Here is a 16,052-nt window from a genome sequence, read left to right as displayed (position 1 = left end):
ATTTCAAAGGAAATGATCACTATTTGATGAGGACGGATTGAATGTTTATGCTAAGCGGTTTATTTGCGAATCGTAGTATCCGTTTCAAGCTTTTATTTTATTTCGTCATCATTATTTTATTTTCAATCGCTGCGCTCAGCATTCTGGGCAGCACCTTATACAAAAATGCTATTGAAGAGGAAACGAACGCACATACGGTGCAAATGATGGATCAGGTAAAAAACCACATTGAAGTATACATAAAAGAAATGGATAACATTATTTATTATTTGTCGCAGGACGCGTCGGTCATCGAATTTATGAGAAGGTCGAATAACGAATCAGGGCAGCTGAAGCTGCTGGATTCTAAGGTGAGGAAACTTCAGAGGGTCTATATAGAGAAGCATGTAGAAATTGCGGGAGCAATGATTGTGAGCCGCAACAACCAATTCGCAAGCAGCGGCTTAGAGCCGATTACGAGAGATTTTATGACGGAAGAGCAGTGGTATAAGAAGGCAGCTCTTCAGCCGGAGCATATTCATTTGTTCAGCCATCCGATTGGGAGAAATATTAGAGCAGAGCAAAATTTAAGCGCCGATCAGGTGCTGTCATTCGTGCGGGCCGTAAAGGACCCATTGACCGGCCAAGTGCTTGGCGTTATTTTGATCGATATGAAATTAGACATTATTCAGGCGATCGTAGAATCGGTATCGCTAGGGAAAAGCGGCTTTATTTTTATTATGGATGAGAATGGCGGTGTCGTGTATTCGCCAGTCAATCCGATTGTGTACCGCATTTCGGGCGATTGGATGGAGGGGCGCTCTGGCAAAGTCATTCGCCAAGTCAATGAGCTTGAATACCAGATGATCTATAATACCTTTCCAGAGTTTGATTGGCGAATCGTCGGCGTGTTTCCGCTTAAGGAGTCGCTTCAAGTCGTTGCGGACATTCAATTTTATACTGTTATTATTGCGCTGGTCACGCTGCTGCTGGCCTTTATGGCATCGTGGTATTTCACGAATGCGATCGTTCGTCCTGTTGGGAAGCTGCGCAGTTTAATGAAGAAGGTAGAAGAAGGCGAGCTTCATCTGCGCTTTCCTAGTAAAACGAAAGATGAGATCGGACAGCTGGGCAATAGCTTTAACCATATGGTGCAGGAAATTGATAATTTGATTCATCTCGTTTATTTGGAGCAAAGGGAGAAACGCGAGGCCGAGCTGAAAATATTGCAAGCGCAAATTAAACCCCATTTCCTCTATAACACGCTGGATACGATTCAGTGGATGGCACAGGACCGGGATGCCGATGATATCGTCGATATCGTTGTTGCCTTAACTCATCTCTTCCGAATCAGCCTTAGCAAAGGACGAGAGGTTATTCCGCTTAGCGACGAGATTCAGCATGTGGAGAGCTATTTGATTATTCAAATGGCCAGATATGAGGATAAGTTATCCTTCGAGATCGACATTCCGCAGGAGCTGCAGACGCTAAGCGTGCTCAAAATCATTTTGCAGCCGCTCGTCGAGAACGCGATTTATCATGGCATCAAAGAAAAGCTGGCTAAAGGCACGATTCGTATACATGGCTTTACAGAAGACAATAAGCTGGTTCTCGTCGTTGAAGATGACGGCGTTGGGTTTGAAGCGGAGCGGCTGATTCTGATGAATGAATCGTTTCATGCTATCCGGCAAAGCGGTGAGGATCGAGGTTATGGATTGTACAATGTGAATGAACGAATCAAGCTGTCATATGGCTCTGGTTATGGTCTTACCATTGAGAGCGAGCGGGGACAAGGCTCCAAAATCGTGGTAAAACTACCGTTAATGGTTGGATAACTTGAAATGGCTGGGGGTATGGAGATGTGGAAGCTGCTTATTGCGGATGATGAGCCGAAGATTCGCAGAGGATTAGCCAAGGTGCTTCCTTGGGAGGAGCTTGGCATAGAACTGGTAGGCGAAGCCGAGAACGGCTTGCAAGCGCTTGAGCTTGCGGAAGAGCGTAAGCCTGATATTTTGTTTGTTGATATTTGCATGCCATTTGTTGACGGGCTGGAGTTCATTGAGCGGCTGAGGCAAACGCTGGAACGCAGCATTGTCATTGTTATTTCAGGACATGATGAGTTTCGTTACGCACAGCAGGCCGTAAAGCTGCATGTATTTGAATATATGCTCAAGCCTGTAATGAAAAGCAAGCTGGAGACTGTTGTACGCAAAGCAATAAGCGAGCTTGAGCAGAAACGAGACAAGGAGCAAAAGCTGGAATGGATGGATCAGCAGCTCAAAACCAATTCCGTCGCGATTCGGGATACGTTTTTGTTGAAATGGCTGGAAGGCATTATTGCGCCTGAGGAAATTCATAATCAGACCGCCTTCCTAAGACTGGGCTGGGTAGATGCTGTCGGCATGATCGCCTTTAAGGTGATTCAAAACGTGGAATCCGGCAAGGCGATGCGCGTGTGGGACCGCGACCTTCTGGAGTTTGCTTTGAAAAACATTACAGAGGACCTGCTTGCTGGCAATGGAGCAGGCAATCATGTTGTGCTTAACGATAAGAAAGGCCAAATCATCGTCATGGGCTGTATAGAAAGCTATAACGAATGGCTCAAGTTAGGACAGAAAATTCAAGATAAAATGGAAGCGCTTCTTGAAAAAACGATTATTTTTGAGCAGCAGGCAGTGGAGAGTATTGAAGAGTTTCCGAAGCTGTACCGTACGTTGTCAAGAGAGCTTGGCAGCAAAGGCAGCTTGTCTCCGATCGTTATTTTGACAAAAAAATTTATTGATCGTAATTTCTACATGCCTTCGCTGACGCTTGGCGATGTCGCTGAAGGTGTGCAGGTGAGTCCTACTTATTTAAGCAAGCAGCTGAAGCGGGAGCTTGGCCTTTCATTTATCGATTATTTGACGGAGGTTCGAATTCGGAAAGCGATTCAATTGATGAGCGATCCCTTGTTCAAAGTGTATGAAATTGCGGAGAAGGTAGGGTATAGCAGCCAGCATTATTTCAGCAGCGCCTTTAAGAAGGTGACTGGAACCTCGCCGATGGTCTATAAGAAAGGGATACGTTCATGATTGGAAGAAAGGCAGCAGGTTTTCTTATCCTTTGCTTGATTTTTGTGGCTTTGGTAGTATGGACGCGGGCATGCGTAATGAACGAGAAGATAGTGAAAAATGACAGCGGATACAATTATTTGATCGGGGTGTCCCAGCCCAATTTGAGCGAGCCTTGGCGCGTGGCCATGAATGAGGAAATTCAGCAGGAGGTCAGCAGGCACTCGGATATGCGGGTCATCTTCACCGATGCCGCGCAAAGCAGCGAGCAGCAGGCGAAGGATGTGAAGAAGCTGGTTGGATATGGCGTCGATCTGCTCATCATATCGCTTGATGATCCAGTAGCTCTCACACAAACGGTAAGCTCCATTTACGAGAATATTCCTGTTATCGTGCTCGGAAGAGGCGTGACAGGGTATGATTATACGCTTTATGTCGGTACGGACGATGAAATGATCGGCAGAAAAGCTGGCGAATTTGCAATGGAAACGCTGGGTGAGTCGGGCAGTAAAATTATTGAAATGCAAGGGCTGGCCGGTTCACCGACCGTTGAAGAACGCAGCAATGGATTTCGAGAAGCGATTCATAATTCCAAGCTTAGCATCGTGCAGACGATGAATGCGGATTGGCAGCGCGATCGAGCGGAGGATCTGCTAACGGATTGGTTAAAGGATCAACCCGAGGTTGACTTAATCTTTGCCCATAATGAAGCCATGGCGTTAGGCGCATATCGTGCAGTACAGAAGCTTGATAGGAATGATATTAATATTATTGGCATCGATGGCGTCAATTCTGAAAACGGCAGCCTGCAGCTCGTCTCGGAGAACAAGCTGACAGGCACTTTTACAAGCCCCCCTGGCGGCAAGGAAGCGATTCGTTATGCGGTCGATATATTGAATAAAGAAAAGGGAATTCCCAAAAAGGTTATTTTGCGCAGTCAGAAAATAACGAATCAACTGGAGGGGAAGGGTGAGCCGCGCGTTACGCATTCACCAGCGCCAACGCTCCAAGAGGCACAATCTCCGATTGTATTAGGGTTTGCACAGGTAGGTACGGAAAGCGGCTGGCGAATCGCAAATACAAAGTCGGTGATTAATGCGGCAAAGGAAGCAGGCGTGGAGCTGCTCTATGAGAATGCGGAGCAGTCGCAGGATAAACAAATTGAACTGATTCGGCAGTTTATAAACAAAAAGGTGGATGTGATCGCCTTCTCACCGAAGACGGAGACCGGCTGGGAAGAAGTATTGAAGGAGGCGAAGGAGGCAGGAATTCCAGTCATACTGTCTGATCGTGAAGTGAACGTAAGCGATGATACGCTGTGGACAGCTTACATCGGTTCAGATTTTCGCGAGGAGGGCAGAAGGGCGGCAAGATGGTTGATTCAAGAGGGAGAGGAAGGACGAAGCTATCAATTCGTCGAGCTGCAAGGAACAGCGCACTCTGCGCCAGCTGTTGGGCGGATGCAAGGGTTCAAGGAGGTTATCCAAACCGATAAAAACTTCACCTTGCTTGAATCATTGCAGGGCGACTTTACGAAGAAGAAGGGCAAAGAGCTGATGGCGGCGGCGCTGAAACGGCATGGCTCTGCGATAAACGTCGTTTATTCCCATAATGATGATATGGCTTTAGGCGCTATTGAGGCCATTGAGGATTTTGGCTTGCGGCCGGGTAAGGACATTACGATCATCTCTGTTGATGCAACAAAGTCAGCTCTTAAAGCTTTAAGTATCGGAAAGCTTAACTTTGCAGTTGAATGCAATGCGCTGCTTGGTCCTCAGCTCATGAAAGCGGTTAAGGATTTGTCGGAGGGCAAGGAGCTTCCGATGAAGATTATTACTGCTGAAGGTGTTTTTACGCAGGAATCTGCCAAAATGGCGCTAGCAAGCCGTGAATATTAATAGAAGGAGAGTGCTGTTAAAGTTGACAAGGTATGCCATCAAGAGCAGAATAAAAATATTACACTACGAAATGAGGCATAGCCCATGTCAAACCTTATTGATAGAGTGAAAAAGCTAGCAGCAGGTTTTGATGAAGAAACGCTGCGAGCGATTGAAATAAACCCTTTGCTTGTCGAAGCGGGTGCACTTCAAGCGGTAGCACCATATATAAAGGAAAAGCAGTATAGTCAGGTTGTTATTGCTGCGGATGCGATTACATACAGCATTGCTGGGAAACAACTTGAGGAAGCCATTGCAGCGCAAGGAATTTCTGTTCATGTGACGATTATAAAAGCGGACCGTCAAGGCGATGTCATTGCGGATGAAGCATCGATCGTGCAGCTCTTATTGGACATTCAACTGCGTAAAGCACAGGTAGTCATTGCAGCAGGTTCAGGAACGATACATGATATTTCTCGTTATGCCGCTTATACAGCGGGCATTCCCTTTGTATCTGTTCCGACTGCGCCATCTGTTGACGGCTTCAATTCCAAAGGAGCGCCGATTATTATTCGCGGCGAGAAGAAGACGATCGCGGCCATTGGCCCCGATGCGATATTTGCTGATTTGGAAATCCTCGCAGCGGCGCCAGCAGTCATGGTAGCTGCTGGTTTTGGCGATATGCTGGGAAAATATACATCGTTATTTGATTGGAGCTTTGGCGCAGCCGAAGGCGGTGAGCCCTATTCAGAAGAGGTTGCTGAAATTACGCGTATTGCACTTAACAAATGTGTAGAGAATGCTTCGTTAATTGCTACCCGTGACCAGCAAGGCATTCGCATACTTATTGAAGCGCTTATTGAGTCCGGCCTTGCCATGCTCTTATTCGGTCAATCGCATTCGGCGTCCGGATCAGAGCATCATTTGTCGCATTTCTGGGAAATGGAATATATTCGCCTTGGCAAAAGACAGCTGCTGCACGGTGCAAAGGTTGGCGTAGCCTGCGCGGAAATTTCCAAGCTATATCACCAGCTTGCTGCTGAAGAAGAAGGTCTAGCTTTTACAGCTAATCCTGAGAAGGTACGGGAGGCCATTGCCGCACTTCCGGATGAAGCCCAAATTAGAGCGTGGCTAAAGCAGGTTGGCGGTCCGACAACGACGGAGGAGCTCGGGGTCGATACGGAGCTGCTCACGGCAAGTTTGCAGAAAGCCCATCTCGTTAGGCCAAACAGATATACGTTACTAAGCGTGTATAATTCCATTTAAGCAAAAAACGGCTCCATCCTTTGAAACAAGGATGGAGCCGTTATTATTTTGGAGTGATTTAATTTAGAAGTTGAAATTATCTGGATCTGGGCCAAAACGGTGATCTTGGTTAAGCGCGCTGATTTGAGCCATTTCCTCAGACGTTAGCGTGAAATCGAAAATATCTCCATTTTCTTTAATGCGTGCCGGAGTAATCGATTTTGGTATCGTAACGACCTCGTTTTGCAGATCCCAACGAAGCACCACTTGAGCAGGCGATTTGCCGTATTTGGCAGCAATATCAGCGAGCACGCTTTGATCCAGGTTTCCTTGCATAAGCGGGCTCCAAGCCATTAGCTGAATGCTGCGGCTCTTGGCAAAAGCGTGAAGCTCCGTTTGTGTAAGAAGCGGGTGGTATTCCACTTGATTGACCATAGGAACAAATTCACCTGCTGTAATGACATCCTGTAGATGATGGATTTGGAAGTTGCTCACGCCAATTGCACGTACATAACCGTCACGGTAAAGCTTTTCAAGCGCGCGCCAAGTTTCCAAGTACTTATCCTTTACAGGCCAGTGGATGAGCAATAGATCAACAACTTCAATGCCAAGTTTCCGTCTGCTGTCTTCAAAGGCAGTCAGCGTGGAATCGTAGCCTTGATGAGCATTCCAAATTTTTGTCGTTACAAAAATTTCGTCGCGCGCGATCCCGCTGTTGCGAATACCAGCGCCAACACCCTCTTCATTATTGTAAGCTGCTGCTGTATCGATGCTTCTATAACCAGCTTCAATCGCAGAGGCGACCGTTCTTTCCGCTTCGCCATCATCTTTCACTTTCCATACGCCAAGACCAAGCCAAGGCATTTTTACACCGTTACTTAATGTGGTATGTGCTGTTAGGGCATGAGTCATTTATCGTAGCCTCCAGTTAAAGTGATAATTCCAAAATAGCTTTAACATCTTGTTTTTCCAAACGCTTGAATGAACCAATCGTGCCATAACGTACAGCTTCCTCAGCCATGCGATCTAGTTTGTCGCTTCCGATCTCGAAGTCGGCAAGACGTGACTCAGCACCAATTTTCGTGAAGAAATCACGAGTGGCTTGAATGCCTTCAAGAGCGATTTCGTTGTCTGATTTGCCTTCTGGATTCACATTCCATACACGAGTTGCATATTGAACGAAACGATCCACCCGCTCTTCATAAACGTACTTCATCCAGTTCGGGAAAATAACAGCCAAGCCTGCGCCGTGCGGAATATCGTAAATGGCGCTCACTTCATGCTCAATGCCGTGCGAAGCCCAGTCATTGCTCATGCCAACGCTGATAAGACCGCCATTCAAAGCCATCGTACCACACCACATAAGGTTCGCGCGAGCAGCCGCATCCTCAGGGTTTTCAAGAGCTAGCTCAACATTCTCAATTACCGTTTGCAAAATGGATTCGCAGAAGCGCTCCTGCAGCGGAGTATTTGGCGTTAAGCTGAAATATTGCTCGAACACATGTGACATGATGTCCACAGCGCCGTTAACGGTATGGTTGCGAGGAACCGTGTACGTAAGCGTAGGATCGAGAATCGAGAATGCAGGATACGTATGCGAGCTGCCAAAAGCACGCTTTAAGTTTTCTTCCCATTCGTAACGACCGAAGAGCCGTTCATTTCCGAACCTGTTGCAGCCAGTGTCAAAATCGTACCAAGCGGAAGCGCTTTTTGAATAACAGCTTTGCCTGTGAAGAAATCCCATACATCGCCTTCATAAGGAACACCTGCAGCGATAGCTTTGGCTGCATCAATAACGCTGCCTCCGCCAACGGCTAGAATGAAATCAACGCCTTCCGCGCGGCAAATGTCGATCCCTTTTTTGACGGTAGTTAAACGCGGGTTTGGTTCAATATTAGGAAGCTCGTGCACTTTGATGCCAGCTTCTTGAAGAAGGCTTACGGTTTGATCGTACAAGCCAGTTTTTTTGACGCTGCCTGATCCGTAAACGAGCAGGACCGTTTTGCCGTATTTGGAGGTTAATTGGCCTACTTGCTTGGCTGTACCTTCACCAAACACRATATGAGTTGGATTAACGAATTGAAATGAGTTCATCTTAATTCCTCCTAAAACTATTTAGATAACTAAAAAGGTAACTAAATATCTTTTGAGTTATGTATACGCCGTTTATTTTAGTGAATTCTACTCCATAAGTCAAGGTGGAGCAGGGAAGTGTTGAAAGGATAACTTTTTAGTTATATAATGATTTGAAATTAGCTAGAGACAGGGGAAGCAGCAATGGAAATTGAAGTGAGCAGCCGCAATATGAAGTTTCTTGAATGCTTCTCATCACACACACGGGTCAAAATGATTGAATTGCTAGGCGTGCAGCCTATGAATATAAAAAGCTTATCCGAGGCGCTAGATATAAAGTCTCCTATCGTTACAAGACATATTCATATGCTGGAGGATGCCGGCATTGTTCGCAGCGAAAGCGTGGCGGGCAAGCGCGGCATGCAAAAGATATGCCATCTCCAGCTGTYGCAGGCGATGTTGGTTTTTAAGAGTGAACCCGTCACGGACGAAACGAAGCGTTACTCGGTTTCACTTCCCGTGGGACATTATTCATCGTACCAAATTAAACCAACCTGTGGACTGGCATCCGATACTCAAATGATCGGGATGTGCGATGATCCACGTTATTTTGCCGATCCAGAGCATGTCCATGCCAAAGTCTTATGGTTCGGTTCAGGATTTGTGGAATACCGTATACCTAATTATATGGTGAATAACGAAATGCCAGAGTCGCTCGAAATTGCGATGGAGATCTGTTCGGACACGCCTTGCAGCGTCAACCACCTGCCATCGGATATTGCTTTTACGATTAACGGTGTCGGTGTTGGAACGTGGACGTATCCAGGCGATTTTGGAAGCTCACGAGGGTTGTATACTCCCGAGTGGTGGCATAAAAATATTCAGTATGGATTTATGAAAACGATTCGCGTCAATCAGCAAGGATCTTACATTGACGGGATAAAAGTATCTGATGTTACGATTGGCGAGCTAATGCTCGCTTATGACAAAGAAATTTTATTCCGCATCTCATCCAGCACAACGACGAGAAATTGCGGCGGCGTTACGCTGTTTGGCAAAGGATTCGGGAATTATAACCAAGATATTGAAGTGACGCTGCGCTGCCAGTAAGGCATGCTGCGTAGTGTATATAATGAAGAGATGCCCCTTTAGGTTTTTTACAACCTTGAGGGGCATCTTTTTTTGTTTATTTACTAAGTACATGCTTGCTGCCCGTAGCTGTGGGAATAGCTTGTTTAGTCAAAAATATAAACAGAAAACGACAAATATATATTTTTGTTTGTGTTTGAAATAATCGTATTCAAACATAAACAAATGTGATATGATCGATTCAAACAAATACAAAACATCATTCGGAGGTATATCCATGGTACAAAGTTTGTGGGAAAACGAAAAAGCATGGCAGTTGGAAGGCGGATTGGCTGAGCTCGTATATCGCTCCAACATCATTGGTGCAGATCGCAGAGTTTGCAATTACGGCGGCGGCAATACGTCTAGCAAAACAATCGTAAAAGATTTCCGCGGTCGCGACGTTGAAGTGATGTATGTGAAGGGCAGCGGTTCGGATCTTGCTTCTATGAAAGCAGGCAATTTTACAGGACTGCGGATGGATGATATCCGTCCATTATTTGAACGTGCTGAAATGCCGGACGAAGAGATGGTTGCTTACCTTGTCAACTGCATGATCGATTCGAAGCACCCGCGTGCGTCAATTGAAACGCTATTGCATGCTTTTCTTCCATTCAAACATGTGGATCATACACATCCCGATTCTATTATTAGCTTGTGCTGTGCGGATAACGGCAAAGCGCTTGCGAAGGAAATTTTCGGCGACCGTTTCGTCTGGGTTCCTTATGTACGTCCAGGCTTCAACCTCTCCAAAATGATTGCCGAAGGTGTTCTTGCCAATCCAAATGCCGAGCTAGTGCTGATGGAAAAGCACGGCCTTGTTACTTGGGGCGAGACAAGCGAGGAATGTTACGCGCAAACGATCAAAATCATTTCCGAGGCAGAGGCATTCATTGAATCTCGTTTTGACGAGGCTTCGTTGTTTGGCGGCGTGAAATATGAGGTGCTCGAAGCCGATGTTCGCAAAAGTGTAGCTGCACAGGTTATGCCAACAATTCGCGGCGCAGTGAGCGATGCGAAGAAGATGATTTTGACATTTGACGATGAAGCGGATGTGCTTGCATTCGTAAGCGGGAATAATTCTCCGACATTATCGCAGGTCGGCGCTGCATGCCCGGATCATTTGGTGCATACGAAGGTTGTTCCATTGTTTATTGACTGGACGCCAAATGCAGAGGATATCGATGGTTTGAAGGTGAAACTATCAGAAGGAATCGCTGCATATAAAGAGCAATATAAAGCTTATTTTGAACGCAACAAAAATGAAGGCGACGTCATGTTTGAAGCAGCGCCTCGCGTAATTCTAATTCCGGGTATCGGTATGATCAACACTGGCAAGAGCTGGGCGATGGCACAAGTGAGCGGAGCGCTATACCACCGTGCGATTGCCGTGATGCGCGGCGCAACAGCATTAGGTGATTTCGTATCGCTTAGCGAGAACGAGTCATACAACGTGGAATACTGGCCATTAGAACTTTACAAATTGTCGCTTGCTCCAGCTGAAACGGAATTTTCGCGCAAGGTTGCTTTCATTACGGGCGGCGCTGGCGGTATCGGAAGTGAAACAGCTCGCCGTTTAGTATCAGAGGGTGCGCATGTTGTACTTGCAGATCTTAATCTTGAAGGCGCACAAAAGGTTGCCTCTGAAATTAATGAGAAATTTGGCGAATGCCGGGCAACAGCAGTGAAAATGGATGTAACGAGCGAAGAGCAGGTCAAAGCTGCTTATGCAGAGACAGCACTTGCTTATGGCGGCGTGGACATTATCGTGAACAACGCTGGTCTTGCGACTTCAAGCCCATTCGATGAGACATCGCTTAAGGAATGGAATTTGAATATGAATGTGCTTGGAACAGGTTATTTCCTGGTCGCTCGCGAAGCGTTTAAATTAATGAAGCAGCAAAGCATTGGCGGCAACATGGTGTTCATCGGATCGAAAAACTCTGTGTACGCGGGTAAAAATGCATCTGCTTATAGCTCGGCAAAAGCGCTTGAAGCTCATTTGGCACGCTGTATCGCAGCTGAGGGCGGCGAATTCGGCATTCGTGTAAATACGATTTTGCCGGATGCGATTTTGCAGGGGTCGGCAATTTGGAACGGCAGCTGGCGCAATGAACGTGCAGCGGCTTATGGCATTGAGCCGGATCAGCTGGAAGAATACTACCGCAAGCGCACGACGCTGCTCGTCAACATTTATCCGCGCGACATCGCAGAGGGCATTGCATTTTTTGCCTCCTCCAAAGCAGATAAAACGACAGGCTGTATGTTAACTATTGACGGCGGCGTACCCGCTGCATTCACCCGTTAGGAGGTTAGGCGATATGATCCAAGGGAGAGGCGAGAAATCTTGGTATATACCGGATGGTTATATACCGCCAGACAGCACGGGAACGCTTACCAGCCATGAATCGATATGCGTGTTGAATTGCTCCACCGAAGAAGCCATTATTCATATTACGATTTATTTTGAGGAGCGCGAGCCGATGGAAGATATTCAAGTTGTTGTTCCTGGCAGACGAACTAACCATATACGCACCAGCTCATTAATGAAGGAAGGGGCGTCGATTCCAATCGGCGTTCCTTACGCCATTGAGGTGCTGAGCAATATTCCAATCATTGTACAATACAGCAGATTAGATTCGACGCAGGCAGAGAATACGTTGATGTCTACGATAGCTTTTCCAATCAAATAGGTTGAAAATATAAATGAGAGGGTGTTCCATAATGACTGATCGCGCTTATACGTTTTTTGAGGAGCAGCAGAAAGAAAGAGGCATTAACATTGAAGAGGTAAAAGCAAAATTGAAAGCGCTCAAAATCGAAACACCTTCATGGGGCTATGGTGATTCCGGTACTCGTTTTAAGGTATTTCAGAAGGAAGGCGTGCCTCGCAATCCGTTTGAGAAATTTGAGGATGCTGCACAGGTGCATCGTTTGACAGGAATCGCTCCGTCTATCGCTATCCATATTCCTTGGGATAAGGTAGAGGATTACGGCAAGCTTAGAAGTCATGCGGAAGATCTTGGACTCTCGATTGGAGCGGTAAATCCGAATCTATTCCAAGATGAAGACTATATGCTTGGAAGCGTAACGAATTCTGATGCTGCAGTGCGCCGGAAAGCGACTGATCACTTGCTTGAATGCGTAGATATTGCCAAGGAAACGGGCTCGCGTGAATTTAGCTTATGGTTCGCCGACGGTACAAACTATCCAGGTCAAGGACATATCCGCAAGCGTAAAGCTTGGATGCAGGAAGCTTTGGCTGAGATGTACAGTGCAATGACGCCGGACATGCGTATGCTCATTGAATACAAATGTTTCGAGCCGGCGTTCTATCATACGGATCTTGCCGACTGGGGCATGGCTTACAACTTGGCGCAAAAGTTAGGGCCGCAAGCGGAAGTGCTTGTTGATACTGGCCACCATCTGCCAGGCGCAAACATCGAGCATATCGTTGCTTATTTGCTGGACGAGAAACGTCTGGGAGGTTTCCACTTCAACAGCCGCAAATATGCGGATGATGATCTCATTGTAGGTTCTGTGAATCCTTATGAGCTGTTCTTGATTTTCTATCAAATCTTGAGCGCAGCAGGCGATGCGGATGCTGCTGTTCGCGGCAATGCAGAGAGCATTACTTATATGATTGACCAGTCGCATAATATCGAGCAAAAAATCCCTGCCATGCTCCGCTCCGTCCTGAATGTGCAAACCCAGCTGGCAAAGGCGCTGCTCATTAACCATGATGAAGTGAATGATGCTGCTGAACGCAATGATGTTCTTGGCGCTGAGGATGCTGTGCGCCGCGCATTCGAATTCGATGTTACACCGCTTTTGCACACGATTCGCGAAGAGCAGGGCTTGCCGCATGATCCAATGAAAGCATACCTAAGCAGCAGCTATGGCAAAGACATATTGGCGAGAGGCAAGGGCGGTGCCAGCTGGTGACCATCCTTGCTTACGATCTCGGAGCAAGCAGCGGAAGAGCGCTGCTTGGCAGGCTGAATAATGGCAAGATCGAGGTAGAGGAGCTGCACCGGTTCTCTAATGATCCGGTGCAGGTCGGCGATCGACTGCACTGGGATATTTTGCGACTGTTTCATGAGTTAAAGCAAGCGCTGCTGCTAGTTAAACATCGCGACATTACGCTGGACAGCCTTGCGATTGATTCTTGGGCCGTTGATTTTGGTTTGATTGGAAGCAATGGGGAGCTGCTTGGCAATCCTTATCATTATCGCGATCATCATACGGATGGCGTAATGGAGCAGGTAGTAGAGGAATTGACGGCAACGGGGATATTTGCGAAGACGGGTATTCAGTTTCTGCCGTTTAATACGATTTACCAGCTGGCTGCTTTGAAGAAGGCAGATTCACCGCTGCTGCGGGATGCCAAACATTTTCTAATGATTCCGGATTTGCTCCGTTATTTTTTGACGGGTGAGAAATATAATGAATTTTCCAACGTAACGACAACGCAGCTGTATAACCCTGTTGCCGGCAGCTGGGACGTGGAACTGATTCGCTCGATTGGCATTTCGCCGGAACTGTTCGGTGAGGTTGTACAGCCAGGGGCGAAGGTTGGCAGCTTGCAAGCTTCCCTTTGCGAGGAGCTTGGCATAGAGTCCGTTCCTGTTTATGCAGCAGCGGAGCATGATACGGGCTCAGCGGTTGCCGCAGTGCCTGCACTTGAAAAATTATTTGCTTACTTAAGCTGCGGCACTTGGTCGCTTATGGGTACAGAAGTCGACGAGCCAGTCATTAATGAATTGTCGCAGCAGCTGAACTTTACGAACGAAGGCGGCGTTTATGGCACGTATCGTTTGCTGAAGAACATTATGGGGCTGTGGATTTTGCAGGAATGCAGACGTTCATGGGAGCGGGCAGGAATTTCTTATACGTTCCCCGAATTAGTAAAGCTTGCCGAAGAAGCTAAACCATTCGCTGCGTTTATTGATCCGGATGATCCGTTGTTTTTGCACCCGGGTGATATGCCTGCTAGAATAACGGAGTATTGTTTGCGCACAAGGCAGACGGCACCTGCTGATACAGGGGCGTTTGTTCGGTGTATTTTGGAGAGCTTAGCCTTGAAGTACCGAAATGTGCTAGAGTTAACAGAGCAATTGTCTGGTCAAGCGTTCAGCGGTTTGCATATGGTTGGCGGCGGCATTCAAAATACGCTGCTCTGCCAATGGACTGCAAATGCGATTGGCAAGCCGGTGTGGGCAGGACCCGTGGAAGGCAGCGCAATTGGCAACATGATTGTGCAGTGGATTGCCAGTGGTCAGCTTGCTGACATTTGGGAAGCGCGCAAAGTGATACGCGAGTCATTCCCAGTTGATGTGTATGAGACAGAGCAGCATGAGGCTTGGGAGAGAGCATATCGTGCTTTTAAAGAAACAACAGGAATCGCTTAAGCAGCGAATACAAATATAAGTAAGAAAGAGGTACGTTATGCTGGTCCATGAACGATACGATAAAATTGTACAGCTGGTAAATGAGAGAGGCAGCATCCGGGTTACGGAGCTGAGCGAGCTATGTCAGGTGACCGAGGAAACGATTCGGCGTGACCTTGACCGCTTGGAGCAAGCCGGACGTTTGCGCCGCTCCCATGGCGGTGCGGTTAGCGTAAAGGATCAGCAGCCGGAAATTCCGTATTTCGAGCGGGAGATTACGCATGCGGAGGAGAAAAAACGAATTGCTGTGGAAGCGATTAAGTTGATTCAGCCGAATGAGCGTATTTTGCTTGATGCGAGCTCGACGGCTTGGTATATGGCGGCAAGCATGCCGGATATTCCTTTAACGGTGCTAACCAACTCCATCAAAGTTGCGATGGAGCTGAGCAGCAAAGAGAAGATTGAAGTCATCTCGACGGGCGGCATTTTGGCTTCGCGTTCATTGTCCTATGTTGGACCGTTAGCCGAGCGTTCTCTTGATGCATATCATGTGGATAAAGCATTTCTCTCCTGCAAAGGTGTCCATTTGGAGCGCGGCGTAAGCGAGTCGAACGAGCTGCAAGCACGCATCAAGCACAAAATGGTAGGTATGGCGGATCAAGTCATTCTGGTCGCCGACTCCAGCAAGTTCGGCGTTCAAGCGTTTACCCATGTGGCTGATTTAGACGATGTAGATGCAATCATTACGGATGAGCGGCTGCCAGCAGCGATCTTATCGCAGCTTAAGGAAAAACAAATTTCGGTTACAACGGTGTAGAGCATAGATGGCGCTGGCTTCAGTAGAAGCGCAGCGCCATTATTGTTGTATAGTATAGGGTTACTGGCGAAAGTGAGCTGTAAGAGTTTATATGTTCTTACAGCGGTAAAAGAGGCGTTTCTGAGTGCTTGTAAGCACAAATAGGTGCTTATTGTGCAGTTTAACAGGCAGGTTACCTTCGAAAGAATGCTGTAAGCGCATATGTGTTCTTACAGCGGTAAAAGTGGCGTTTCTGAGTGCTTGTAAGCACAAATAGGTGCTTATTGAGCAAAGGTTACCTACGAAAGAATGCTGTAAGCGCATATGAGTTCTTACAGGGGTAAAAGTGGCGTTTCAGAGTGCTTGTAAGCACAAATAGGTGCTTATTGAGCAACTTAACAGGCTGGTTACCKACGAAAGAATGCTGTAAGCGCATATGAGTTCTTACAGGGGTAAAAGTGGCGTTTCAGAGTGCTTGTAAGCACAAATAGGTGCTTATTGAGCAACTTAACAG

Annotated in this window: 11 protein-coding genes and 1 pseudogene; 10 read left to right on the top strand and 2 right to left on the bottom strand. The window is 47.0% G+C overall.

Annotation, left to right across the window (positions count from 1 at the left end; translation table 11 throughout):
* Positions 1-41: 41 nt before the first annotated feature.
* From AB4Z50_RS20605 to AB4Z50_RS20590, 4 genes are all read left to right on the top strand, one after another.
* On the top strand, positions 42-1,814 hold the full coding sequence (locus AB4Z50_RS20605) for a cache domain-containing sensor histidine kinase (RefSeq protein WP_441881488.1): 1,773 nt from the start codon (positions 42-44) through the stop codon (positions 1,812-1,814).
* 24 nt (positions 1,815-1,838) lie between these two features.
* Complete coding sequence (locus AB4Z50_RS20600; RefSeq protein WP_441881485.1) at positions 1,839-3,050, top strand: response regulator transcription factor; 1,212 nt, start codon at positions 1,839-1,841, stop codon at positions 3,048-3,050.
* A complete protein-coding gene (locus AB4Z50_RS20595; protein ID WP_441881482.1) occupies positions 3,047-4,927 on the top strand; it encodes a substrate-binding domain-containing protein in 1,881 nt (626 codons plus the stop codon). The genes AB4Z50_RS20600 and AB4Z50_RS20595 overlap by 4 nt, the downstream gene beginning before the upstream one ends.
* 84 nt (positions 4,928-5,011) lie before the next feature.
* A complete protein-coding gene (locus tag AB4Z50_RS20590; RefSeq protein WP_441881479.1) occupies positions 5,012-6,172 on the top strand; it encodes a sn-glycerol-1-phosphate dehydrogenase in 1,161 nt (386 codons plus the stop codon).
* A 63-nt stretch (positions 6,173-6,235) separates the two neighbouring features.
* On the opposite strand, the gene AB4Z50_RS20585 is transcribed toward AB4Z50_RS20590, so the two are convergent.
* The gene (locus tag AB4Z50_RS20585) at positions 6,236-7,063 is read right to left on the bottom strand and encodes an aldo/keto reductase (protein WP_441881476.1); all 828 of its coding nucleotides are present in this window, start codon (positions 7,061-7,063) and stop codon (positions 6,236-6,238) included.
* Between the two features lie 16 nt (positions 7,064-7,079).
* A pseudogene (locus AB4Z50_RS20580) lies at positions 7,080-8,245 on the bottom strand (iron-containing alcohol dehydrogenase).
* Positions 8,246-8,428: 183 nt separating this feature from the next.
* On the opposite strand from AB4Z50_RS20580, the gene AB4Z50_RS20575 reads away from it, so the two are divergent.
* From AB4Z50_RS20575 to AB4Z50_RS20550, 6 genes are all read left to right on the top strand, one after another.
* A complete protein-coding gene (locus tag AB4Z50_RS20575; protein WP_441881473.1) occupies positions 8,429-9,334 on the top strand; it encodes an ArsR/SmtB family transcription factor in 906 nt (301 codons plus the stop codon).
* Positions 9,335-9,590: 256 nt separating this feature from the next.
* On the top strand, positions 9,591-11,660 hold the full coding sequence (locus AB4Z50_RS20570; protein WP_441881470.1) for a bifunctional aldolase/short-chain dehydrogenase: 2,070 nt from the start codon (positions 9,591-9,593) through the stop codon (positions 11,658-11,660).
* Between the two features lie 13 nt (positions 11,661-11,673).
* The gene (locus tag AB4Z50_RS20565; RefSeq protein WP_441881467.1) at positions 11,674-12,045 is read left to right on the top strand and encodes a sensory rhodopsin transducer; all 372 of its coding nucleotides are present in this window, start codon (positions 11,674-11,676) and stop codon (positions 12,043-12,045) included.
* 31 nt (positions 12,046-12,076) lie between these two features.
* Entirely contained in the window at positions 12,077-13,297 is a 1,221-nt protein-coding gene (gene rhaI, locus AB4Z50_RS20560; protein ID WP_441881464.1) for an L-rhamnose isomerase, read from the top strand.
* On the top strand, positions 13,294-14,763 hold the full coding sequence (locus tag AB4Z50_RS20555) for a rhamnulokinase (RefSeq protein WP_441881461.1): 1,470 nt from the start codon (positions 13,294-13,296) through the stop codon (positions 14,761-14,763). Before rhaI ends, AB4Z50_RS20555 begins: the two co-directional genes overlap by 4 nt.
* A gap of 37 nt (positions 14,764-14,800) precedes the next feature.
* Positions 14,801-15,559: a DeoR/GlpR family DNA-binding transcription regulator gene (locus AB4Z50_RS20550; protein ID WP_430054191.1), complete on the top strand. Its 759-nt coding sequence runs from the start codon at positions 14,801-14,803 to the stop codon at positions 15,557-15,559.
* Positions 15,560-16,052: the final 493 nt, after the last annotated feature.

Origin of the sequence: Paenibacillus sp. 2TAB26 (genome assembly GCF_052115145.1) — a bacterium.
Classification (GTDB): Bacteria; Bacillota; Bacilli; order Paenibacillales; family Paenibacillaceae; genus Pristimantibacillus.
The sequence above is the reverse complement of the archived record's forward strand: the minus strand, read 5'-3'. Positions and strand labels throughout refer to the sequence as shown.

Bases quoted from the DNA above. Each gene is read 5' to 3' on its own strand.
- AB4Z50_RS20605 (WP_441881488.1), top strand. From the start codon at position 42: ATGTTTATGCTAAGCGGTTTATTTGCGAATCGTAGTATCCGTTTCAAG.
- AB4Z50_RS20600 (WP_441881485.1), top strand. From the start codon at position 1,839: ATGTGGAAGCTGCTTATTGCGGATGATGAGCCGAAGATTCGCAGAGGA.
- AB4Z50_RS20595 (WP_441881482.1), top strand. From the start codon at position 3,047: ATGATTGGAAGAAAGGCAGCAGGTTTTCTTATCCTTTGCTTGATTTTT.
- AB4Z50_RS20590 (WP_441881479.1), top strand. From the start codon at position 5,012: ATGTCAAACCTTATTGATAGAGTGAAAAAGCTAGCAGCAGGTTTTGAT.
- AB4Z50_RS20585 (WP_441881476.1), bottom strand. From the start codon at position 7,063: ATGACTCATGCCCTAACAGCACATACCACATTAAGTAACGGTGTAAAA.
- AB4Z50_RS20570 (WP_441881470.1), top strand. From the start codon at position 9,591: ATGGTACAAAGTTTGTGGGAAAACGAAAAAGCATGGCAGTTGGAAGGC.
- AB4Z50_RS20565 (WP_441881467.1), top strand. From the start codon at position 11,674: ATGATCCAAGGGAGAGGCGAGAAATCTTGGTATATACCGGATGGTTAT.
- rhaI (WP_441881464.1), top strand. From the start codon at position 12,077: ATGACTGATCGCGCTTATACGTTTTTTGAGGAGCAGCAGAAAGAAAGA.
- AB4Z50_RS20550 (WP_430054191.1), top strand. From the start codon at position 14,801: ATGCTGGTCCATGAACGATACGATAAAATTGTACAGCTGGTAAATGAG.